The organism is Bacteroidota bacterium (assembly GCA_016711505.1).
In the GTDB taxonomy this organism is placed as follows: Bacteria; Bacteroidota; Bacteroidia; order AKYH767-A; family 2013-40CM-41-45; genus JADKIH01.
Genome location: JADJSV010000002.1, coordinates 137,504 through 160,539, shown reverse-complemented (window position 1 = coordinate 160,539; position 23,036 = coordinate 137,504). Strand labels below are relative to the sequence as shown.

General features: G+C 38.3%; 12 protein-coding genes, 1 tRNA gene and 1 pseudogene. 12 read left to right on the top strand and 2 right to left on the bottom strand.

Annotated elements, in window-relative coordinates; all coding sequences use genetic code 11:
• Positions 1-94: 94 nt before the first annotated feature.
• The 6 genes from IPL24_04250 (at position 95) to IPL24_04225 (ending at position 7,671) form a co-directional block, all read left to right on the top strand.
• A complete protein-coding gene (locus tag IPL24_04250; GenBank protein MBK8362901.1) occupies positions 95-1,114 on the top strand; it encodes a ligase-associated DNA damage response exonuclease in 1,020 nt (339 codons plus the stop codon).
• Positions 1,111-2,709, top strand: a complete 1,599-nt coding sequence (locus IPL24_04245) for an ATP-dependent DNA ligase (GenBank protein MBK8362900.1) — start codon at positions 1,111-1,113, stop codon at positions 2,707-2,709. The genes IPL24_04250 and IPL24_04245 overlap by 4 nt, the downstream gene beginning before the upstream one ends.
• Positions 2,706-5,159 carry a ligase-associated DNA damage response DEXH box helicase gene (locus IPL24_04240; GenBank protein ID MBK8362899.1) on the top strand — a complete coding sequence of 818 codons (2,454 nt, stop codon included), beginning with the start codon at positions 2,706-2,708 and terminating at the stop codon, positions 5,157-5,159. Before IPL24_04245 ends, IPL24_04240 begins: the two co-directional genes overlap by 4 nt.
• Complete coding sequence (gene pdeM / locus IPL24_04235; GenBank protein MBK8362898.1) at positions 5,143-5,790, top strand: ligase-associated DNA damage response endonuclease PdeM; 648 nt, start codon at positions 5,143-5,145, stop codon at positions 5,788-5,790. Before IPL24_04240 ends, pdeM begins: the two co-directional genes overlap by 17 nt.
• Positions 5,791-6,260: 470 nt before the next feature.
• A complete protein-coding gene (der, locus tag IPL24_04230; GenBank protein MBK8362897.1) occupies positions 6,261-7,568 on the top strand; it encodes a ribosome biogenesis GTPase Der in 1,308 nt (435 codons plus the stop codon).
• A gap of 31 nt (positions 7,569-7,599) precedes the next feature.
• A tRNA-Arg gene (locus IPL24_04225) sits at positions 7,600-7,671 on the top strand.
• A gap of 320 nt (positions 7,672-7,991) precedes the next feature.
• On the opposite strand, the gene IPL24_04220 is transcribed toward IPL24_04225, so the two are convergent.
• Positions 7,992-8,819 carry a phytanoyl-CoA dioxygenase family protein gene (locus IPL24_04220; GenBank protein MBK8362896.1) on the bottom strand — a complete coding sequence of 276 codons (828 nt, stop codon included), beginning with the start codon at positions 8,817-8,819 and terminating at the stop codon, positions 7,992-7,994.
• Positions 8,820-9,143: 324 nt separating this feature from the next.
• Here IPL24_04220 and IPL24_04215 point away from each other — a divergent pair, with 324 nt between their 5' ends.
• The 6 genes and pseudogenes from IPL24_04215 to IPL24_04190 all read left to right on the top strand — a co-directional run bounded on the left by IPL24_04215 (position 9,144) and on the right by IPL24_04190 (position 14,032).
• Positions 9,144-9,602 carry a sterol desaturase family protein gene (locus IPL24_04215; GenBank protein MBK8362895.1) on the top strand — a complete coding sequence of 153 codons (459 nt, stop codon included), beginning with the start codon at positions 9,144-9,146 and terminating at the stop codon, positions 9,600-9,602.
• Between the two features lie 101 nt (positions 9,603-9,703).
• A complete protein-coding gene (gene crtI / locus IPL24_04210) occupies positions 9,704-11,185 on the top strand; it encodes a phytoene desaturase (GenBank protein MBK8362894.1) in 1,482 nt (493 codons plus the stop codon).
• Positions 11,172-12,004, top strand: a pseudogene (locus tag IPL24_04205) (phytoene/squalene synthase family protein). Before crtI ends, IPL24_04205 begins: the two are co-directional and overlap by 14 nt.
• A gap of 78 nt (positions 12,005-12,082) precedes the next feature.
• Entirely contained in the window at positions 12,083-12,508 is a 426-nt protein-coding gene (locus tag IPL24_04200) for a hypothetical protein (GenBank protein MBK8362893.1), read from the top strand.
• Positions 12,509-12,510: 2 nt separating this feature from the next.
• Positions 12,511-13,212: a lycopene cyclase domain-containing protein gene (locus IPL24_04195; GenBank protein ID MBK8362892.1), complete on the top strand. Its 702-nt coding sequence runs from the start codon at positions 12,511-12,513 to the stop codon at positions 13,210-13,212.
• Complete coding sequence (locus IPL24_04190) at positions 13,187-14,032, top strand: 4-hydroxy-3-methylbut-2-enyl diphosphate reductase (GenBank protein MBK8362891.1); 846 nt, start codon at positions 13,187-13,189, stop codon at positions 14,030-14,032. The genes IPL24_04195 and IPL24_04190 overlap by 26 nt, the downstream gene beginning before the upstream one ends.
• 11 nt (positions 14,033-14,043) lie before the next feature.
• Here the strand turns inward: IPL24_04190 and IPL24_04185 are convergent, their stop codons facing one another.
• Positions 14,044-22,590 carry a gliding motility-associated C-terminal domain-containing protein gene (locus IPL24_04185; protein MBK8362890.1) on the bottom strand — a complete coding sequence of 2,849 codons (8,547 nt, stop codon included), beginning with the start codon at positions 22,588-22,590 and terminating at the stop codon, positions 14,044-14,046.
• Positions 22,591-23,036 lie beyond the last annotated feature (446 nt).

Below are 23,036 nucleotides of genomic sequence, written 5' to 3'. Positions count from 1 at the left end.
AGTAATTAATTCCCCCAAAAAACAACTTTTTTCACTTTCAATTGTTAATTCTATGACACTTTAATAATGCTACACTATTTGCATTACTCAGATCATGTCTTTATTACAATTTACAGGAAAAAGTATTTACTGTGCAGCAGCCGACATTCACATTGATCCATGGCAACCTGTCGACAGGGCAATCATTACACATGCGCATAGTGACCATGCACGGAGTGGATGCAAACATTACTTAGCCCATAGAGAAAGTGAACCAATTCTCCGATTACGGCTGGGTGCAGATATTTCCCTGCAAACTGTTGAATATAATGAACCGATTTTTATCAATGGAGTCAAGATCACACTACATCCGGCAGGACATATCATCGGGTCCGCACAGATCCGCGTTGAACACAAAGGTGATGTATGGGTTGCTTCGGGCGATTATAAACTTGAAGACGACAAATTCTGCATGCCATTTGAAAGTGTTCGTTGCAATACTTTCATCACCGAGTCAACGTTTGGCTTACCAATTTATAAATGGAAGCCACAACAAGAGGTATTCAGTGAAATAGAAGAATGGATTTCTTTGAATAAATCCAATGGCAAGACAAGTATTCTGATGGGATACTCACTAGGCAAAATGCAACGAATTCTTCACAATCTGAATTTACCCGATGAACCAATCTATGCACACGGTGCTATTTATACTGTAAATGAAACTTTGCGCAAAGCCGGATACAATTTACCTGAACTCACTCTTGTAACAAAAGAAATGGACAAAAAACTTTTTCAAAAGTCCCTTGTAGTTGCTCCACCTTCGGCAGATAATACACCATGGCTGAAAAAATTTACACCTTATAGTATCGGATACTGTTCAGGATGGATGGCAGTAAGAGGCGCAAAGAACAGAAGAGCAATCGACAGAGGATTTATTTTAAGTGATCATGCAGACTGGAATGAATTAAACAAAGCAGTAAAAGAATGTGGTGCTGAAAGTGTTTTCGTTACCCATGGGTCAACAGACGTTTTTTCAAAATGGCTGAATGAAAATGGAATCACTGCTGCAGAAGTGTCAACAATGTATGGTTCAACAGAAGAAAAAGATCAGGAACAGTTTCAGGAAAACGTATGAGAGATTTTGCAAATTTATTCCTTTCCTTAGACCGCACCAATAAGACGATTGAAAAACTTGTTGCAATAAAAAGTTATTTCGAAACAGCAGATGAAAAAGATAAGATCTGGGCATTAGCTCTATTCACCGGCAGAAGACCTTCTTTCAAAATCAAAAGTGCGCTTTTAAGAGAATGTGCAAAAGAAGAATCCGGAATTCCGGAATGGCTTTTTGCAGAAAGTTATAATTCAGTCGGTGATCTGGGTGAAACGGTTTCATTGATAATCCCGCAATACACAGAAACAAAAAATTCAAACTCATTAGCATATTGGTTTGAATTGCTTTTATCAATCAAAAATAAATCAGACGAAGAAAAGAAAGAGTTCATTAAACAAAGCTGGAAAGAACTTACCCGATACGAAATTTTTGTTTTTAACAAAGTGATCATGGGAAGTTTCAGGATCGGTGTTTCACAAACATTGATCGTTCGTGCCTTGGCTGACCTGGCAAATGTAGAGCCCGGAATGATCTCTCATAAACTTATGGGAAACTGGGATCCGCAGTCTGTCACATTTTCAGAATTAACAGGTGATGAGACCATGATTGATTTTTCACGACCATATCCATATTATTTAGCATACCCAATTGAAAATGGTCCGGAAGAATTAGGAAATGCCAATGAATGGACTGCAGAATGGAAATGGGATGGGATACGATCACAGATCATTAAAAGAAATGACGAATTATTTATCTGGACAAGAGGTGAAGAACTTGCAACAGACAAATTTCCGGAGTTGCATTTTCTCAAAGACACTCTTGAAAATGGAACAGTCTTAGATGGAGAAATTGTTTCATATGCTGATGATCGTCCACTTCCTTTCAATTTACTTCAAACGAGGATCGGAAGAAAAAATATTACAAAGAAAATCATGGCTGATGCTCCGGTTGCTTTTATTGTTTACGACATCCTTGAATCAGAACATAAAGATGTCAGAACATTGCCGCAATCTGAGAGAAGACAATTGTTAGAGCAATTACATACAGATAAAAAAGATGCAAAGTATTTTCATCTTTCACCGTTACTGCAATTTTCACATTGGAATGAATTAAAAGAATTACATAGCCAATCACGACTGAATGCAGCGGAAGGATTCATGATCAAACGAAAATCCGCAACTTATCAGACAGGCAGAAAAAAAGGCGATTGGTGGAAATGGAAGATCGATCCATTGTCTGTCGATGCAGTTTTAATCTATGCACAAAAAGGTCATGGCCGCCGAGCTGAACTTTACACCGATTACACCTTTGCTGTGTGGTCAGAAAATAAACTTGTGCCCTTTGCTAAAGCTTATTCAGGATTAACAGATGAAGAGATCACTCAGGTCGACAGATTTATTAAACAAAATACTTTAGAGAAATTTGGTCCGGTCAGAACAGTAAAGGCTGAACTGGTTTTTGAAATCGGATTTGAAGGAATCAATGCATCGTCACGACATAAATCAGGAATAGCAGTTCGATTTCCCAGAATCTTAAGATGGAGAAAAGATAAGCCTGCTGAAGAAGCGGACACCCTTGAAAATCTACAGACACTTTTGAAGCAAGCAGAAATTTTATGAATCTCACCGGAGAAGAAAGAATAAAAAAGTGGCTTCGGGAGAAAAAATGGAAGATGGCAAACTTCCAGAAAGAAACTCTTGATGCATTCATAGAAGGTAAAAGTGGAATCCTCAATGCACCAACCGGAAGCGGGAAAACCTATGCACTGTGGTTTCCGATCATGGTTAAATATTTTGATGAATGGCAAAAACTTCCCAAGGCAGAACAAAAAGGATTACAAGTTATCTGGATTACTCCATTGAGAGCATTAGCAAAAGACATTCAGAGAAATTTACAGGATGCATGCGATCAGATTGGGATGCCATGGAAAATCGGAATCCGAACCGGCGACACTGCACAAAAAGAAAAAGCGAGTCAGAAAAAACTGATGCCTGAAGCGTTGATCATTACTCCCGAAAGTCTGCATTTGCTGTTTACGCAAAAAGAAACGCAAAAAATATTTGCAAACCTGAAAGTTGTTGTTGCTGATGAATGGCATGAACTTCTGGGAAGTAAACGAGGGACACAAACTGAACTTGCGCTTTCACGACTTAAAAAACTTCAGTTCCAGATCTGGGGGATTTCCGCAACCATCGGAAATCTGGAACAAGCATCGGATGTTTTGTTAGGAATGAATTATCCTGTATCTAATAAAATAATCATTAGAGCGAATGAAGAAAAGAAAATTTCTATTGTCAGTATTCTTCCTGATAAAGTAGAAACATTACCATGGGCCGGACATCTTGGGATTAATTTAATCGACAAAGTTGTTGCTGTTGTAAAAAATTACAAGACTACTCTGCTTTTTACAAATACCCGTTCGCAGACAGAGATCTGGTATCGTACCATTCTTGAAAAATATCCGGACTTCGCAGGTATCATGGCTTTACATCATGGATCCATTGACAGAGAAATGAGAAACTGGGTTGAAGAAGCTTTGCATACAGGTAAATTGCAACTGGTGATCTGTACTTCCAGTCTTGATCTCGGTGTAGATTTTCGTCCGGTCGAATGTGTGATACAAGTCGGAAGTCCGAAGAGTGTATCACGTTTCATTCAGCGTGCAGGCAGAAGCGGTCATCAGCCCGGACAACCGAGTATTATTTATTTCACTCCAACACACTCACTGGAACTGATCGAAGCTGTAGCCTTGCGTGAAGGAGTCATTCATAAATTAATTGAATCGCGCGTGCCGGTCATGAATGCTTTTGATGTATTAGCACAGTGGCTTGTTACTTTGGCAACCGGCGACGGCTTCAAAGAAGCTGAACTGTTTGACGAAATTAAAAATGTTTATTCTTTCCAGTTTCTTGAACGAACAGAATGGGAATGGATCTTAGGATATATTACAAGAGGAAGCGCATCTTTACTTGCATATGATGAATTCAAAAAAGTCGAAATTGAAGATGGGATTTTTAAAGTCAAGGAAAGAAAAATTGCTATGAGGCATCGGTTAAGCATGGGAACAATTGTATCAGATGCAAGTTTAAGAGTGAAATTTCAGCATGGCAAATATCTTGGATCCATAGAAGAATCCTTTATCAGCCGATTAAAGCCCGAAGATATTTTTTGGTTTTCGGGAATCAGCGTAGAATTTCTCCGGATCAGAGAGATGACCGTTACTGTAAGAAAATCTGAAAACAAAAAAGGAATTGTACCTCAATGGTTGGGAGGAAGAATGCCATTATCGTCACAACTATCTGCATATATCAGAGAAATTCTTTCAGACGTAAAAGAGAACAAAAGAAACGAGCCGGAAATTTTAAAGATAGAACCACTTCTTAAAGTTCAGCAAGAACGCTCTTCCATTCCTTCCGAATCAGAATTTCTGATTGAAATGATCAAATCAAGAGAAGGATACCACATTTTCTTTTTTCCTTTTGAAGGAAGACTTGTACATGAAGGAATGGCAGCATTGCTTGCCTATCGAATAAGCCTTTTTCACAAGATCAGTTTTTCCATTGCTATGAATGATTACGGATTTGAATTGCTTAGTGATACATTTATTGACATAAAGGAATTACTTGAAGAAAATGATCTTTTTACAACGTTGGGATTGCTTGATGATATTCAAAAAAGTATGAACTCAACAGAGATGGCAAAACGAAAGTTTCGTGAGATCGCTTCTATCTCCGGAATGGTATTTAATGGATTTCCGGGAAAGCAGGTAAAGACAAAACACTTGCAGGCATCTTCTTCCCTATTGTATGAAGTACTCCGTGATTATGAAAAGAATAATCTTTTTATAAGACAGGCATATCAGGAGGTTTTAGATTTTCAGCTTGAAGAACAACGACTCAGACGCGCATTAGAACGTATAAGCTCGCAAAATTATATTTTTCAAAATCCCGAAAAGCCAAGTCCATTTGCTTTTCCGATCTTAGTAGACCGATTAAGAGAACAACTTACTTCGGAAAAACTTGAAGACAGAGTTAAAAAAATGATCAGGCAGTATGGTGGAGATAGTTGAAATAAAAAATAATAAATTTCATTTGCTGCCGGAAAAAGCAATCTGGTGGAAAGAAAAAAACACTCTGCTGATAAGCGATGTTCATCTGGGGAAAATTTCTCATTTCAGGAAAGAAGGAATTGCAATTCCGACAGGAGCTATTAATGAAAATTTCATTCGACTTGATCACCTGATCGAGAAATTTAATTGTGAAAGAATTATTTTCCTTGGCGATCTTTTTCATCACCGAATGAATATTGAATGGCATTTATTTACTTCCTGGAGAAAGACGCACTCACGTGTAGAAATGATACTTATACTGGGTAATCATGACCTTATATCTAAACAGGAATTTATTGATCATGGAATCAATCCTGTTTCAGGAGAAATGAAAGAAGGAGATTTCAGGTTTTGTCATTTTCCGAATGAAGAACCGGATCACAGTGTATTTTCTTTCTGTGGTCATGTTCATCCGGTATTCACACTTGAATCAGCACGTCAATCGCTACGTCTTCCATGCTTTGTATACAGATCTGATCAGATGATCTTGCCGGGCTTTGGAGTTTTTACCGGCGGTTTCAATATGACAAAATATGAAGCAGAAATTTTTTATCTGATCGCAAACTCAGAAGTAATCATGTTTAAGCCATAACTAATTTTTGACAACTATAATGTTGTTGAAATTTTTACACACTAAATATTTTTTGAATAGATTTTTTTTTCGAAATAAAAAACATTCACACTTTAATTTTATATTGCATTCGTAATTGTGGCTGACCCACAGTCTTCACATACACATTCAATGTAATACTGAATACCTTCATTGGGGATTTGGTACTGCGATAACCCACACAAAGGAATCGCAAATTAAAGGGCTGCAATTGCGGCCCTTTTTTGTTTTTACCAATCATCGGATTGATTTTCTGATTCACTACAATTTTCACATTTGCTTTTAAATCTTACTCCTTACATCAAAATTTCAGCATTTTTTCCATTCAAGATTTGACTTGAGTCATATCCCTAAATAGGTTACCTTCGCGCCTAAATCAGTAAAAGCATACCGTTCAGCTAAGTGTTTAGTTTAGAGTGTTTTAGCGATTGGCTGAATAAAGAATTACGAAAATGTCAACAATTGTAGGAATAGTAGGAAGGCCAAATGTCGGAAAATCGACGTTATTTAATCGTTTGACCGAAACCCGGTCTGCCATTGTAGACGAACAAAGTGGTGTTACCCGTGACCGTCATTATGGCCATGCGGAGTGGATCGGTAAACAGTTTTCTGTGATCGACACCGGCGGATATGTCCGTGGATCTGACGATGAATTTGAAGATATGATCCGCGAGCAGGTAATGTTTGCTGTGGAAGAAGCTGATATTCTTTTATTCGTCGTTGATGTTGAATCGGGAATTACTGATCTTGATGATGCTGTTGCAAAAATGATTCGCAAGAGTGGAAAGAAATGTTTTGTCGTTGCAAACAAAGTTGACAATCCACAACGGATTGCTCAGTCAGCAGTGTTCTATAAATTCGGATTGGGTGATCCTTATTGTATCTCTTCTATTAACGGAAGCGGTACCGGTGAATTGCTTGATGCATTAGTTGAGGTATTACCAAAAGAATTCGTTGATGAAACAGAAGGCTTGCCTCGTTTCGCTATCATAGGACAACCAAATGTTGGAAAGTCGTCGTTGCTCAATATGCTTATCGGTGAGAACAGAAGTATCGTTACTCCGATGGCAGGAACAACACGTGATCCGGTACATCAACGTTATTCCAAATACGGACATGATTTCGTTCTTGTTGATACTGCAGGAGTAAGAAGAAAAGCCAGAGTGAAAGAAGATCTTGAATTTTATTCTGTTCTTCGTTCTATCCGTGCAATTGAAGAAGCTGATGTATGTCTGCTCATGATCGATGCTACACAAGGACTGAATGCGCAAGATCTTGCAATCTTCAGGTTGATTGAAAAAAATAATAAAGGAGTTGTTTTCATTATCAATAAATGGGATCTTGTTGAAGAGAAAACAAGTTTGTCGACAAAAGAATATACAGATAAAATTCTTGCGAAGACTGCGCCATGGACTGACATTCCAATCCTGTTTACATCTGTTCATGAAAAGCAGCGTGTACACAGAGCCTTGGAAGTTGCAGTTCAGGTATATGAAAATCGTGCAAAAAAAATCAAGACTTCAGAATTGAACGACTTCTTTTTACCATTGATAGAACGTTACCCGCCGGGAACTGTAAAAGGTAAGTATGTAAAAATAAAATACGTAACACAGCTCCCAACACATACGCCGCAGTTTGCATTTTTCTGTAACCTGCCGCAGTATGTAAATGAATCGTATGCCCGTTTTCTGGAAAACAAATTACGTGAAAGATTCGATTTCATCGGTGCGCCGGTAAATATTTATTTCCGGGCGAAGTAAAACACTTCCTTTAAATTATATTAGTATAACTGGTCTCATAGTATAACGGATAATATATAGGTTTCCGAAACCTCAGATCCAGGTTCGATTCCTGGTGAGACCACGCTATTCAGTGTGAGTGAGCAGTGTGAGTGAGCAGAGAGTGAGCAGTGCGAGAGAGTGAGCAGTGTGAGAGAGCAGAGAGTGAACAGTGCGAGAGAGTGAGAGTGTGAGTGAACAGAGAGTGAATAGTGCGAGAGAGTGAGCAGTGTGAGAGAGCAGAGAGTGAACAGTGCGAGAGAGTGAGAGTTTGAGTGAACAGAGAGTGAACAGTGCGAGAGAGTGAGCAGAGAGTGTACAGTACAGTTTTCGAAATTATTTTTCTAGGCGAAGTATTCTCTTGCTATATAAATAAATATCATTTTAAGATTGGATGCCGGCAACTCAAAATCCTCGAAGATCTGTTCCATTCCTTTGTAACCAATTATCTTCAGGGTAGTACATATTAGGGTCGATTGTGTGGATCGAGTATGCAGGCCGGGCTTTACCACTTGTGTTGGGTAGACTATAGTGTGGTAGCAAACCATGCAGGACAATGCACGTTCCTTTTTTTACTTCAAGTGGAATCATACCTTCGAGTGAAAAAGGTGCATCATTTAAAATTTCCATTTCTGTTCCGCCGCCGGGTTTACGTTTAAATCTGGAGCGTAATGTTGTATTATGTCCGCCGGGTTTTGCCCACAAGCATCCATTATCGATCGTTGCATCCTCCAATGCAAACCAATAACCAATACATGAATCCGGTACTGTATATAAGAAAGTTGAATCCTGGTGGACATCTACTACTCCACCGATCTTTGCATGTTTGAATATGAACATCGACTGAATCAAATGGTGATTGCCATAACCCAATTCAGTTGAAAGATCTTTTAGTTTTGTTGACCTTGAAAACTCATTGAAGGTATCATCAAGATCATGCAAGGCATGTCCGATCTTATTGAAAGATTTTTCAACACTGTTTATTAATTTTCCGCTTTTATCAAATGCATCCTTTTCAAAAAAGAAAGAAATATTATTTCCGCTTTCTAAAAAATATTCATCTGTTGTTCTAGATTGATCTGTTGTTTGAAAGACAGAACCTCCTCCATTGAATTCATAATGATTTGAAATTTCATTCGCTCGTCTGATCAAAGCATTGCACTGATCTGCAGAGTAAAAATCCTTCATTACAAGGAAACCATCCTTTTCAAATTTGCTTTTTAACTGTGACATATTTCTTATTCAAAACGCTGAATTATTTATTGCCGCCTGTTAAGTTTGACAATACTTGTGCTTCTAAACAATCTCAACAAAAAACACAATGAAACCCAAACATTTAGAGGAGCGAATAGTTTTTAAAAGTATGCATTTTGCGGGAAAATCCAACTTTCTCCTGATAAAATCTAACTAATCAACAACACAAAAATCAGGTTTCAGAGTCCTGATATCTGAATTCCCTTTTCTTCCAGAACTTCTTTACAAAACAAACAAGGAATTCATTTGTTAAAGATTTATATACAATTCACTATTAATGCATTAATTGATTAATTTCGCAAAATGGAATCCGGTACTATAATTAACATACTTGCCTTTATTGGGACTTTTTTAGCAATGGAAGGTGTTGCCTGGACTACTCATAAATATGTTATGCATGGTTTTTTGTGGGTTTTACATGAATCCCATCACAAACCTCATAAAGGACCTTTTGAACTGAACGACTTCTTTTTCCTTTTCTATGCCAGCATAGCTATGGTACTTATGTACTTTGGATTCGAAAATCTTGACTACCGTTTCTGGATGGGTGTTGGAGTGACTGCTTATGGCTTTACGTACTTTTTACTACATGATGTTTTTATTCATCGCCGTGGTAAATTTTTAGACAAGATCGACAACTCTTATTTTCAGGCAATGAGAAAAGCCCATAAGGTTCATCATAAAAAAATGGGTAAAGAAGAAGGCGAAGAATTCGGATTGCTTTTATTCAATAAAAAGCACTTTAGAAAACAGGTCGACTAACTCGTTATTAATTTCCAAAACTTTAATATTGAATCATTTATTTTAGAAGTATTCCTGAACTTTTATCTACCTGATTTGTTATCACTTCTTATCAATTAATTATGGGGAAAAAAGTATTATTGATCGGTTCAGGGTTGGGAAGTCTGGCTACTGCTCTCCGCTTGTCATATCAAGGTTACGATATAGACATAGTAGAGAAATATCATCAGGCCGGTGGACGATTAAATACTTTAGAAAAAGACGGATTTACATTCGACATGGGCCCATCTTTTTTCAGCATGAGCTATGAATTCAAAGAACTCTTTGATTCTATAGGCATAAAAATGCCTTTTGAAATCGAAGAACTGAATCCTGTTTATTCAGTAAATTTTTCTCACAGACAAAAACCATTTTTAATTTATAAGGACATTGAAAAGTTAGCGAAAGAATTTGACGGATTAGAAACAGACTTCTCAAATAAACTTAAGGCGTATATTGGATCAGCAAAAACAATGTTTCATGATACAGAGAACATTGTTATCCGCCGTAATTTTAAATCAAAGCTTGACTATTTAATGCAGTTAACACGCGTTCCGTTAAAACATAGTCCGAAAATGTTCAGGTCGATGTGGGATGAACTTGACAAAACATTTACATCTCAGGAAGCTAAAGTGATCTTTTCTCTCGTTGCATTTTTTCTTGGCGATACACCATTCAAAACTCCTGCTGTATATAGTTTGTTAAATTATACCGAACTCGAGCACGATGGCTACTGGAATGTGAAAGGCGGCATGTATCAGATCACTGAAACCATTGTTGAGATTCTGAAGAAGAGAAATGTACGCTTTCACTATAACACTGAAATTACAGGTGTAGAAATTTCAGAAAATAAAATTCAGTCATTCAAGGATAACAATAATAAATCGTGGTCTGCAGATCTGTACATCTGCAATAGTGATGCAGCTTCATTTCGGGGCAAGATCCTGAAGCGGGAAAAATATACGGCAAAAAAGCTAGATGATATGAAGTGGACATTAGCGCCATTTACAATTTATCTTGGTATAAAAGGAAAAACTGAAAACCTGATCCATCACAACTATTTTCTTGGAAGTAATTTCAAAGATTACGCTGACAATATTTTCACCGCATCAACAAGTCCTGAAAAACCGTACTATTACGTTAATGTGAGCAGCAAAAGTAATCCTGCATCAGCGCCGGAAGGATGTGAGAATTTATTCATACTCTGCCCTGTTCCCGATCTGAGACATAAATCAGACTGGTCGGACAGTGAGGCTTTGGCTGATACAATAATTTCAGATCTTTCTACACGGATTAATATTGACCTGAAAGCAAATACTCTTGCAAGAATTATTCTGAACCCTATTGACTGGGAAGAAAAATTTAACTTATATCGCGGAAGTGGTTTAGGTCTGGCACATGGACTTTCGCAAGTTGGCGGATTCAGACCTTCCAATAAAGATGAAATATTCAAAAACCTATACTATGTAGGTGCATCAACTACACCAGGAACAGGGTTACCAATGGTAGTTATTTCTTCGAAACTCGTAACAGAAAGAATATTGGAGGAACATGGAACTATATGATCAGATAAGTTATGAATTCAGCAGGTCGCTTACGAGAAGATACAGCACTTCCTTCTCGTTGGGAATTCACATGCTTGATTCAAAATTTCATAAATCTATTTACGCAATTTATGGATTTGTGAGAATTGCTGATGAGATCGTAGACACATTTCATGAACATGATAAAGAAAAACTTTTCAATAGATTTTGCGACGACACATATCTTGCTCTTGATCAAAAAATAAGTACCAATCCTATCCTTAATGCATTTCAGGACACTGTTAACAGATTCGATATAGACAGAAATTTAATTGACGCCTTTCTGAAAAGCATGAGAATGGACTTGTCGCTTTCCGATTGCAACGAGAATACTTACAAGGAATATATTTACGGCTCAGCTGAAGTTGTCGGACTAATGTGCCTGAAAGTATTTTGTCAGGATGAAATTCATTCTTATGAAAACTCACAACTCCGGCCAGACAACTAGGATCAGCATTTCAAAAAATAAATTTCTTACGCGATTTCAAAAGCGATTTTGCAGATAGAGGAAGAATCTATTTCCCGGGAATTGATTTCACCAATTTCACCAATGAGCAAAAAACAGAAATTGAAAATGATATTGAAAATGAATTTAAGCAAGCTTGGAATGGAGTAATACAACTTCCGAAAGGCAGTAAACTTGGAGTTATGGTAGCGTACATTTATTACCTGACTTTGTTCAAGAAAATAAAACTCATTCCTGCAGCAAGAATTAAAGAAGAACGAATCAGAGTAAACAATCTGCATAAAATTGCTCTATTGGTACAAACATGGTTTCGATATAAATTAAAATTAGTCTGAATGAAATTTGCACTATTCATTTTAGTTCTGACATTTCAATCATTGCAATCTCTTTCACAGGCAATGGGTCGGATAGAAATGCGCAATACTTTTCAAGCGTGTTCTACAGCCGCAATAACAGAGTCTTTTCACAATCGGATTTTAAAATCAAATTCCTCAAAAGATATTGAACAAGGTTATCGGGGAGCGGTGTTAGCTTTGAAAGCAAAGTATAGTGCTAACCCATTAAAAAAATACAATTATTGCAAAGATGGATTGAGTATGATTTCCAAGGCAATTGAAACCTCTCCTTATGATCTGGAACTAAGATATCTCAGATTGCTTATAGAATCTAATATTCCCGCCTTTTTGGGAATGAATTACAATGTGAAAGACGATAAACAGATTATTTTAAACAATATTGGCTCAGAACAAGACATCAATCTGAAACAAATCATCTCTTCGTTTTTATTAAATAGCAATATTTGTACTGACAAAGAGAAAAAAATGCTAGCTTCAAAGTAGATATGAAACAATATACTTACTTATTGATCAATTTTTTTTCCATTTTAATTCCGTTTCTTTTTTCATTTGAGAGGCGCATCTTCTTTTTCAAAAAAATGAGAGCACTACTTCCAGCTTTAATTATAACCGGAGCATTCTTCATAATCTGGGATCACCTTATGACGGTATGGAATGTCTGGGGTTTCAACAGAGAATATCTGATTGGCTACTACCTTTGGGATCTGCCGATTGAAGAGTGGTTATTTTTTTTCACAATACCCTATTCCTGCGTTTTTATATATGAATCATTGAATTTTTTGATAAAAAAGGATAGTTTATTGAAATATTCTAAAAACATTTCCGGGACCTTATCTGTTATCCTGATGATTGTTGTTCTTTTCAATACAGAAAAATTATATACTGCTATCAAGTTAACATTGACGGTTTTTATGCTGGTATATGTACTCATTGAAAACTTTGATTTCATGGGGAAATTTTACAGGGCATATTTTGTTAGTCTGATACCATTTTTCATTGTGAATGGTATACTAACTGCATTACCGGTTGTAACTTATAATGATTCAGAGAACCTTGGTATCCGAATAGGAACAATTCCTGTGGAAGACACCGTGTATACATTGCTTCTGTTATTGATGAACATCTGTCTTTATGAGTATTTCAAGAATCGGTTGAAAAAAGATGTTAAACCTCAAAGTACATATTGACAACAATTCCGGATTTTGTTTCGGTGTAGTATATGCAATCCAGCTTGCAGAGGAAATTCTTAATGAAAAAGGTATATTGTACTGCCTGGGAGACATCGTGCATAACGATGAAGAAATTCAAAGGCTCCGTAAAAAAGGTTTGATCACAATCTCGCATGATCAATTGCAAAATGTAAAAAACGAAACTGTCCTCTTACGGGCTCATGGCGAACCACCTTCAACCTATCAGATTGCAATTGAAAATAATTTAACTCTGGTTGATGCCAGTTGCCCGGTAGTTCTGAAATTACAAAACAGAGTCAAACAATCAGCCGATGCAGACAAGAAAATTTTCATCTATGGCAAACGTGGGCATGCAGAAGTTGAAGGTTTAATCGGGCAATCGAACAATGAAGTCGTCGTTTTTCAGGATATAAAAGAACTGGATTTTGAAAAAATGCCAAAGAAAATTTCATTATACAGTCAGACAACAAAAAGTACGGAGAAATTCTATAGCATTTACAATCAACTGCTCGAACAAGGAATTGAAATCGATCTGAATGATACTACCTGCCGTCAGGTTTCAAACAGAGATATTCAGATCCGGAGTTTTGCTCAATCTGCAGACGTAATTGTTTTTGTATCCGGATTAAAATCATCGAATGGAAAAGTGTTGTTTGAAGCATGCAAGCAATATAACCCCAGAACATATTTTGTAAGTTCAACTTCGGAGATCGATCCTTCATGGTTCAATGCTCTTGAAACAGTTGGGATTTGTGGAGCTACTTCAACACCGATGTGGTTGATGGAGGAGGCTAAGGTGAGGTTGATGGGTTGGTGAGATCGTCCTGGTTACCTTACCAGGTTCACATGTCCGATAAACTCTTTCTTCTTCCCATTCTCACCCGTAGCAATAGCCATATAAACATACGTATCCATCTGACACTCTTTTCCTGTTCCTGCCATATTTCCATTCCAGCCTTTTTCTAATTCGGAAGTTGAATAAATTACAAGTCCCCATCTATCGAAGATCAGCATTTTGAATTCAGCTACTCCAACAGCAAGCGGTTTGAACTGTTCGTTAACTCCGTCATCGTTTGGTGTAAATGTATTTGGAAAATAAATTGCGAATTCGTCTTTGATGCGGATCGGCTTGTAAATTGTATCGTAACACATTTTTGAATTATGAACGATCAGTTGCACGATATAGGTTCCTGTATCACTATACATGTGATTCGGATTCTGATCCATACTTATTTCTCCATCACCAAAATTCCAACTCCAGAAAACAGGATCAATACTTAAATCTGTGAATGACACATTTGGATTTATCATCGTTGGATTCTCTGTTGATATTAAAAAGTCTGCTATGGGTTCGTCAAAAACATGAACTGATGCCGGAGCAATCTGCACTGCTGTACATCCTTGATCAGAAACTACAGCATGGGTTACTGAATATGTTCCCGGATCAGTATAAATATGGGTTTGTGCACCAAGTGTACTTGAACTTCCATCGCCAAAATTCCATGATTGCGATACAATTGGTACTAAAGCTTGTGGCAATGTGAAATTCACAGACAGATCAGGACAACCTTCAACAGGGAATGGTGCAAATGCTGCATTCGGCTTTGGGTTTACATATACCAACACCTGATTCGTTACAGGAGGAGTTCCACAATTATCTGTGATCTGAACAGTATAAGTTTGAGTTGTGCCCGGTGAGACATATAAATAATTGTCATTCGATCCATTGTTCCATTGATAATGATATGGACCACCATTTCCTCCTGAAACATTTACAAAAACCGTTGCAAACTCCCCGGCACAGATTGTATCAGAAGATGCCGATGAAGCTAACAACGGCGGACTTACAGGTACTTGTACATTCACAAGACCTGATTGACATCCATTGGAATCAACTGCATACACTGAATAATATGTTGTAGATGCAGGAGAGAGATCAATTGTTTCGCCTGTTGCATTTGTACTCCAGAAATAATTATAAGATGGTGTTCCACCTGTTGCAGAAGCAGTAACTGAAACACTTTGTCCAATACAAATTAATGCCGGTGTTGTAGCTGTTGCAACTAACAGATCAGGTTGTGCGATTACTATCTGTTTCGTCTGTGAACAACCATTTGCATCGGTAATCTGAACATAATAATTTCCGGCTTGCAAAGATGTAACAGCAGAATTTACAGAACCATTAGACCAAAGATATGATACCGGATTCGTACCCCCGGTTACATTTACCAATGCCCGCCCGCTACCATCATTATAACAAAGTAAATTTTGAGAGAATGGCTGTGCAATTAATTCAGAAGGGCTATCGATAGTAATTGCAGAACTGATACTACAACCATTCACATCTGTAATTGTAATTTGATAATTGCCGGCAGTAAGATTTGCTATACCGGGAGTATTTATATTCGCAGGATTCCATTGGAAATTATATGGCGGAACACCTCCGTTTACTTCCAGATTAATTCGGCCATCATTTCCTCCATAGCAAGACACTGCAGTAATCGATGCTGCTGATTCGAGAATTCCCGGTTGATTGATAGTGTAAGTACCGGAATTGACACATCCGTTACCATCTGTTATCGTCAAAGTATAATCGCCTGCTATCAGATCCGTGATCTGCTGATCGCTTTGACCATTAGACCAAGAATATGAATATGGTGCAATGCCACCGGTTGCATTTACATACAATGTTCCATCATCACCACCATGACAACTTATGTCAGTTGATGAAGCTGTTGTTGAAATTGGAGAAGGTTGATTAATTACAACGGCTGAAGAAGATGTACAGCCATTATTATCAGTAACTATAACGGAATAATTTCCACTATTCAAAGAAGTTGCTGATGTACCTGTTTGTCCGTTCGACCACACATAAGAATAATTTCCAGCTCCGCCACTTGCAACAACAATAGCAGAACCATTATTTTCTCCATAGCAATTCACATTGCTTGAAGTTGCTGAAGAGAGAAGTATTGCAGGCTGAGTAATATTAAAAGGTATTGCTGTGAAACAGTTATTCCCATCGGATATGACTACGGTATGAGAACCGGCCGGAATATTAGAAACCGAAGAAGAATTCACAGTTGAACAAGTCCATGAATAATTGAATGGTGGAGTTCCTCCGGACAATGTTACTGCTGCGCTTCCATCTGAGCTTCCAAAACATCTGACATTTTGTAGAGCACCCAAAGAAACAATCGGTCCGCCAATATTAGATACACCGGTAGTTGAGGTCCGTGAGCAGCCATTAGCGTCAGTAACCGTAACATGATAAGATCCTGCTCCGATATTTCCAACACTAGAAACATTTCCTCTGTTTGGAATTGACCATGAATAATTATATGGTCCAACTCCGCCGTTAACTACAACATCAATTGAACCATTCAAATTTCCGCAAGTAGCAGAAGTTGCTGTAGGAGAAACATTAATTTGTGTTGGCTCTGTAACTGTCGTTGTCACAACTGAAGTACAACCATGTGCATCAGTCACAACGACTGAATAATTTCCTGCATAACTATTTTCAAGAATATCATCAGTATCCGTACTTCCAATCCAGTGATATGTATAAGGCGTAACTCCTCCTGTTGCAACAACCTGTGCCTGCCCTGTGTTATCTCCATAACAATTTACATTTGTTGAGGCAGCATTTAAAATTAACTGTGATGGCTCGTTGATCACAATCGAGGTTGAAGACGAACATTGATTTGCATCTGTGATCGTGACTGAATATTGACCATTAGAAAGTCCTGCTGCTGTTGCAGATGACGACACATTAGGTGTCCATGTATAATTAAATGGCGCAGTTCCACCGACAAGAGATATTGTTGCAGAAGCGTTTGAGTCGCCAAAACAATTAGGTGAAATAATTGAAGACACCGATGAATTCAATGCACCCGAATTTTGTATTACAATTGATGTACTCTGTGAACATCCGTTAGCATCTGAAATTATCACTGAATAATTTCCTGCAGCCAAACCTGAAATCTGATTTGCTCCGCTAATTCCATTCGACCAGTTATAAGAATATGGACCTACTCCACCATTCACATTTACTGAAGCACTACCGTTTGAAATTGAGCACGTACCATCAATCGCTGTGGGAACAACTGTCACCGGTGCCGGCTCTGAAATCAGAAGTGAAGCATTGGAAGTACAACCATTAGCATCAGCGATTCGAACAGAATATACTCCCGCACTTAATTGAGTAAGTGAACTTGCGCTTCCTACATTTGGAGTCCATGCATAATTAAATGGACCTGTACCACTGCTAACATTGATCAATGCTTCGCCGTTGTTTCCACCATTACACGTTACATCCGAAGTAGAAGCTACAGTTGCTACCGGAGAAGGATTACCAATCACTGTTGAATTCATAGTTGAAGTACAACCATTGGCATCCGTTACTGTAACTGTATAAGTTCCGGCCGATAAACTGTTATAACTCGAAGTATTCCCGTTGCCAGGAGCCCACTGATAATTATAGGGTGCTATACCTCCTATTACTCCTGCGTCGATACTACCATTATTGATTCCGCAAAAAGATGGAGACGAAGTAGTGGAAACAATTATTGCTGCGGGTTGATTAACAGAAACAGAAGATGATGTAGTACAACCATTTCCATCTGTGATGACAGCACTATAATTTCCTGCTGACAAATTATTTGCAACAGAGTTCGTAGACAAATCGTGCGTCCATAAATATTGATACGGAATAGTTCCGCCATTTGCAACAACAGATGCTGATCCGGTGGATCCACTAAAACAATTTACATTTGTTGAAGTTGCAGATGATAGTAATTCTGCAGGTTGTGAAATTGTAAATGGCACAAGCGATGTACAATTATTTCCATCAGTTACAATTACAGAATAACTTCCTGCCGATAAATTTGAAACTGAAGGCGAATTATCTGTCGAGCATGTCCACGAATATGAAAACGGCGTTGTTCCGCCTGTCAAAGATAAAGCTGCACTACCGTTTGATCCACCAAAACAATTTACATTCTGCACTGAATTAACAGAAGCCACAGGACCTGAAATATCAGCAACATTTATATTCTGCGTCATAGTACAGGAATTAGCATCTGTTACAATGACCTGATAATTGCCCGCAGGTACATTACCAATAGTATTTGTATGATTAGTTACACTTGACGACCATGAATAAGTATAAGGACCTGTTCCTCCATTTACAATTACAGCAGCAGATCCATTAGAATTTCCGCATGTTGTAGAAGTTGAAGAAGAGTTTATCTGAATCGGCGAAGGTTCAGCAACAATTGCATCAGCTACCGAAGTACAACCGTGAGCGTCTGTGACAATTGCACTGTAGATACCTGCTGAAACATTTTGTAATACATCATCTGTATCGCTTTGTCCAAGCCATTGATATGAGTATGGAGGAATTCCACCATTCACAGTAACTACTGCTTGTCCTGTATTTGATCCATAACAAACTGCAGGCTGTGTAGCTGAAGTACTCACAAGAATTTGCGGAGGCTGATTGACGACAACATTTGTAATAGCAATACAATTATTTGCATCTGTTACAGTAACATCATAATGACCATTTGTCAATCCTGTTGCAGTGGATGATGTAGAAACTCCTGGCGACCATGCAAATGAAAACGGACCGGTTCCACCGCTGACTGCAACAGTTGCAGTAGCATTGGCTTCACCAAAACAATTCGGCATTGCAAGAGCAGAAACTGTTGCACTCATTCCCCCGGAATTCTCAACATTGATAGATGAAGAAATCGTACATCCATTCATGTCATTCACCACTACTCTATAAACACCTGCAGACAAACTGCTGATAGTATTTGTTCCATTCACTCCATTTGACCATGAGTAACTATAAGGAGATGTTCCTCCGCTCACACTTACAGAAGCACTTCCATTACTGCTGGCACATGTTCCCATTGTAATTGACGGAACAACTGCAAGATCCGAGGGCTGAGAGATAGAAACCGGAACAGTTGTAGTACAGCCATTAGCATCTGTAATTCGAACTGAATAATTACCGGCACTTAAATTATTTGCTATAGCGCTGGTTCCACCTGAAGGTGACCACTGGTAATAATAAGGAGCAACTCCGCTTGATGCAAGAGCTGTAGCGGCACCATTGGTACCACCAAAACAAGAAACATTATTCACTGATGAAATAGATGCAGTTGGCAATGGAGTTGCATTGACTGTTGCATTCATTGATGCTGTACATCCATTTGCATCTGTTATTGTAACTGAGTATGTTCCTGTTCCTATATTAGTATATTCAAATGATAAATAATTTCCCGGAACCCAACGATAGCTATAAGGAGAAACTCCTCCTGAAACTGAAGCCTGAACACTACCATTATTATTTCCGCATGTCGTAGGAGTTGACCCGGTTGTCATACTTAAAGCCGGCGGCTGTGATATTGAAGTTGACGATGAGGTAGTACAGCCGTTTGCATCAGTTATAGTTGCCTGATAGGTTCCTGCTTGTAAATTTGTAATAGATGAACTGGTTGAACCGGTTTGCGACCAGAGATATTGATAAGGTCCTGTACCACCTGTAACTATTGCTGAAGCAGTTCCGGTAGAACCGTTGAAGCAATTTACATTTGAAGAAGTAACAGATGAATTGAGAGCTGTAGGTTGAGAAATTGAAAACGGAATTGTACTTGTACAATTGTTTGCATCAGTGATTGTCACACTATATATTCCTGACGAAAGATTAGAAATCGAAGGAGCATTTGGCCCTGCAACAGACCATGAATAATTAAATGGCGCAGTACCTCCTGTTTGAGTTACGATAGCACTTCCATCTGAGTTTCCGAAACATGTTACATTTTGAGTTGAAGTAAGTGCTGCAACAGGTCCGGGAATATTTGAAACAGGAACAGAAACACTTTGTGTACATCCATTTCCATCTGTTATAGTTGCATTATATGTTGCTGCCGGAAGACTTCCTAAATGCGAAGAATTCACGCCGCCGAAAGTTTGCCAGTTATAATTGTAAGGGCTTACTCCACCACTTACGCTCAGATCAATCGTACCATTAGCGTTTCCACATGTTGAAGAAGTTGATGAATTATTGACTACCAGAAGCGCAGGTTGAGAAATTATAGTATTTGCAATCGCAGTACATCCTCTTGCATCGGTAATGACAACAGAATAGTTTCCTGCACTTACATTGCTCAGATTATTATCAACATCAGAAGTTCCCAGCCATTGATATGTATAAGGCGATAATCCATTTGCTGCATTCACCACTGATGATCCATTACTTCCGCCAAAACAAGAAACATTTGTTGTAGAAGAAATTGTTGCAACAGGTAATGGATTTGCTGTTACAGCTACAGTATTTGTTCTTGTACATCCGAAAGCATCTGTAACTAAAACAGAATAATTTCCGACTGATAAATTAGTAGCAGTAGCAGTTGTCTGATTTCCCGGTGACCACAAATATGTATACGGTCCTGTACCACCGGAAGCCAATGCTGTTGATGTTCCATTGTTATTTCCACATGATGTTGCAATTGATGAAACGTTTACATTCACAGGTGTTGGTTGTGTAAGTGTGATTGAAACCGACGACGAACATCCTTTTGAATCCGTAACAGTAGCCTGATATGTTCCGGCTGAAACATTACTGATCGTCTGAGAAGTTAAATTTCCGGGAATCCAGTTATAAATAAATGGTCCTGTTCCACCGGTCTGATTAACTGTAGCACTTCCTGTATTAATTGAATTACATAATAAGTTTGTTGAAGAGCTGATCACAGAATTTAATATCGGTGGCTGGGTAATGGTTGAAGAGGTTGAGATCGTGCAACCATTTGCATCTGTAATGACACACTGATAATTTCCAGGTGAAAGGTTATTTATAGTAGCGGTGTTTCCCAAAGAAGGTGTCCATGCATAACTATAAGGAGCCACTCCTCCACTTCTGGTGACAGAGATAGAACCATTATTTCTGCCAAAGCAATTTACATTTGTAACGACAGGCGAAGCTATAATGGGCGGCGGTGCCAGTAAATTTCCTGAGGCAGTTGTAGTACATCCATATCGGTCGGTCACTACTGCAGAATAATTGCCGGAACCCAATCCGGAAATTGAAGCTGTTGTATTTCCGCCAGGTGTCCATAAATACTGGTACGGAGAAGACCCTGTAACATTTAATGTAGCAGATCCATTTCCGGGAACTGCACATGTAGCGTTCACTGTCTGTAATGTTGCAGCAAGTGGAGGAACTCTGATGGTAAAAGAATATGTTTGAAATCCTGTAAAAGGACAATTATCATCCTGAACAGTAATAATAAATGAATAAGGTTGTGACCGGGCTTGTGCAACTGTGGGCGTCCATGTATAAGTTCCTACAGGATGCTGACCTGTTGTGCTTGTAAAGGCAGATCCGGGTATTGGACTTATACAAGTCATTGTTACGTTCTGAGATGTATTTCCATCGCCGGTTGTAATATTAAAACTCAGTGGTTTTCCCGGACAAGCAATGATATCATAATTGGTAGTTCCATTTACACCGGATGCCGTTGGTAAAACATTACTACATGACTGAGTGTAAACTTCCATATCTCTCAGTACAGATCCAATCAAAACACCATTACGATATTCTTTTACCAGAATTGTCATTACTCCAACTTCAAGAGCTGTAGGCGTAATTGCAATATCTCCGGAATTATCTAATGTAATTGCCGGTGAAGATGTCAATGGGTTGGATGCAGAATAACCAGGCTTGAAAGTTACATAGGTATTCGCAGCTGAGCGTGGAGTTACAAATGAATAAACCAATGAATCACCATCGACATCGTACGCACCATGGTTGTAATGAAACGTCTGACCAACACAGAAAAACGCAACAGGAATATTTGTAAATGTTGGAGCTGAATTATTAGGTACTACTAAATTGTTGAGTGTAGCTTCAACATAAGTTCCGGGAACACCGCTACAATTATTTGGTGTGTATGATAAAGTTGTGATCGCACAATTTCTGCAACAGATAGCATAACCAAAAACCCAGTCTGTACAATTGGCCGGTAAAGTAACGTTTCCTGTATATTCATATTTCTGAATTCCTGAAAGAGTTCCCCCACGACATGTTGTAACGGCTGTACTACAGGTATGGGAAATTTCCTGCCCGGTTCCGGGTACACGGGTCAGATTTACTGACAAATTCCGCGCACAACTTACAGATGAGTAAGTCACTGCAGCAGTATTTGGGGCAGCGATTCCGGCGCAATCTCTGTACAGAGTAAGAGATAGCTGATAAGTGTTTCCACTCACCCATTTATAGGTAATATCTGCTCCGCTGATATGGGTGGCCAAAGAAGCGAATGGATTGAGCATCATAAATGCAAACAATCTTACAAAGATCATTCGTTTGATGAAAACCTCAAAAAATCGCTTTAAAAACGTTTTTTTCATTGTTTTTCCGTGTGTGAAAAAGGTGTAGGCACTTTTTAGGTGCTACTCTTAAAACGGTTTTTGAAAAACGAAGTTGATTGAAAATGAGGGGGATGCTTACAGTGGGTTTTTGAGGGAAAAGGGAAGGAAATTAAATGAAGTGGAATGAAGTGGAATGAAGTAGAATGAAGTGGAATGAAGTGGAATGAAGTGGAATGAAGTGGAATGAAGTGGAATGAAGTGAAGTGGAATGAAGTGAAGTGAAGTGAAGTGAAGTGAAGTGAAGTGAACGAAAAAAAAAAAATAGAATAATAATAGAATAAAATTAAAATAGCCTTTACAGTCAACACCATTTATAAGTATTCCTTCGCACCAAAATTTCACTTCATTCTACTTCATTTCACTTCATTTTACTTCAT

Coding starts and splice junctions, on each gene's coding strand:
- IPL24_04250 (MBK8362901.1), top strand. CDS start 95: ATGTCTTTATTACAATTTACAGGAAAAAGTATTTACTGTGCAGCAGCC.
- IPL24_04245 (MBK8362900.1), top strand. CDS start 1,111: ATGAGAGATTTTGCAAATTTATTCCTTTCCTTAGACCGCACCAATAAG.
- IPL24_04240 (MBK8362899.1), top strand. CDS start 2,706: ATGAATCTCACCGGAGAAGAAAGAATAAAAAAGTGGCTTCGGGAGAAA.
- pdeM (MBK8362898.1), top strand. CDS start 5,143: ATGGTGGAGATAGTTGAAATAAAAAATAATAAATTTCATTTGCTGCCG.
- der (MBK8362897.1), top strand. CDS start 6,261: ATGTCAACAATTGTAGGAATAGTAGGAAGGCCAAATGTCGGAAAATCG.
- IPL24_04220 (MBK8362896.1), bottom strand. CDS start 8,819: ATGTCACAGTTAAAAAGCAAATTTGAAAAGGATGGTTTCCTTGTAATG.
- IPL24_04215 (MBK8362895.1), top strand. CDS start 9,144: ATGGAATCCGGTACTATAATTAACATACTTGCCTTTATTGGGACTTTT.
- crtI (MBK8362894.1), top strand. CDS start 9,704: ATGGGGAAAAAAGTATTATTGATCGGTTCAGGGTTGGGAAGTCTGGCT.
- IPL24_04200 (MBK8362893.1), top strand. CDS start 12,083: ATGCGCAATACTTTTCAAGCGTGTTCTACAGCCGCAATAACAGAGTCT.
- IPL24_04195 (MBK8362892.1), top strand. CDS start 12,511: ATGAAACAATATACTTACTTATTGATCAATTTTTTTTCCATTTTAATT.
- IPL24_04190 (MBK8362891.1), top strand. CDS start 13,187: ATGTTAAACCTCAAAGTACATATTGACAACAATTCCGGATTTTGTTTC.
- IPL24_04185 (MBK8362890.1), bottom strand. CDS start 22,590: ATGATCTTTGTAAGATTGTTTGCATTTATGATGCTCAATCCATTCGCT.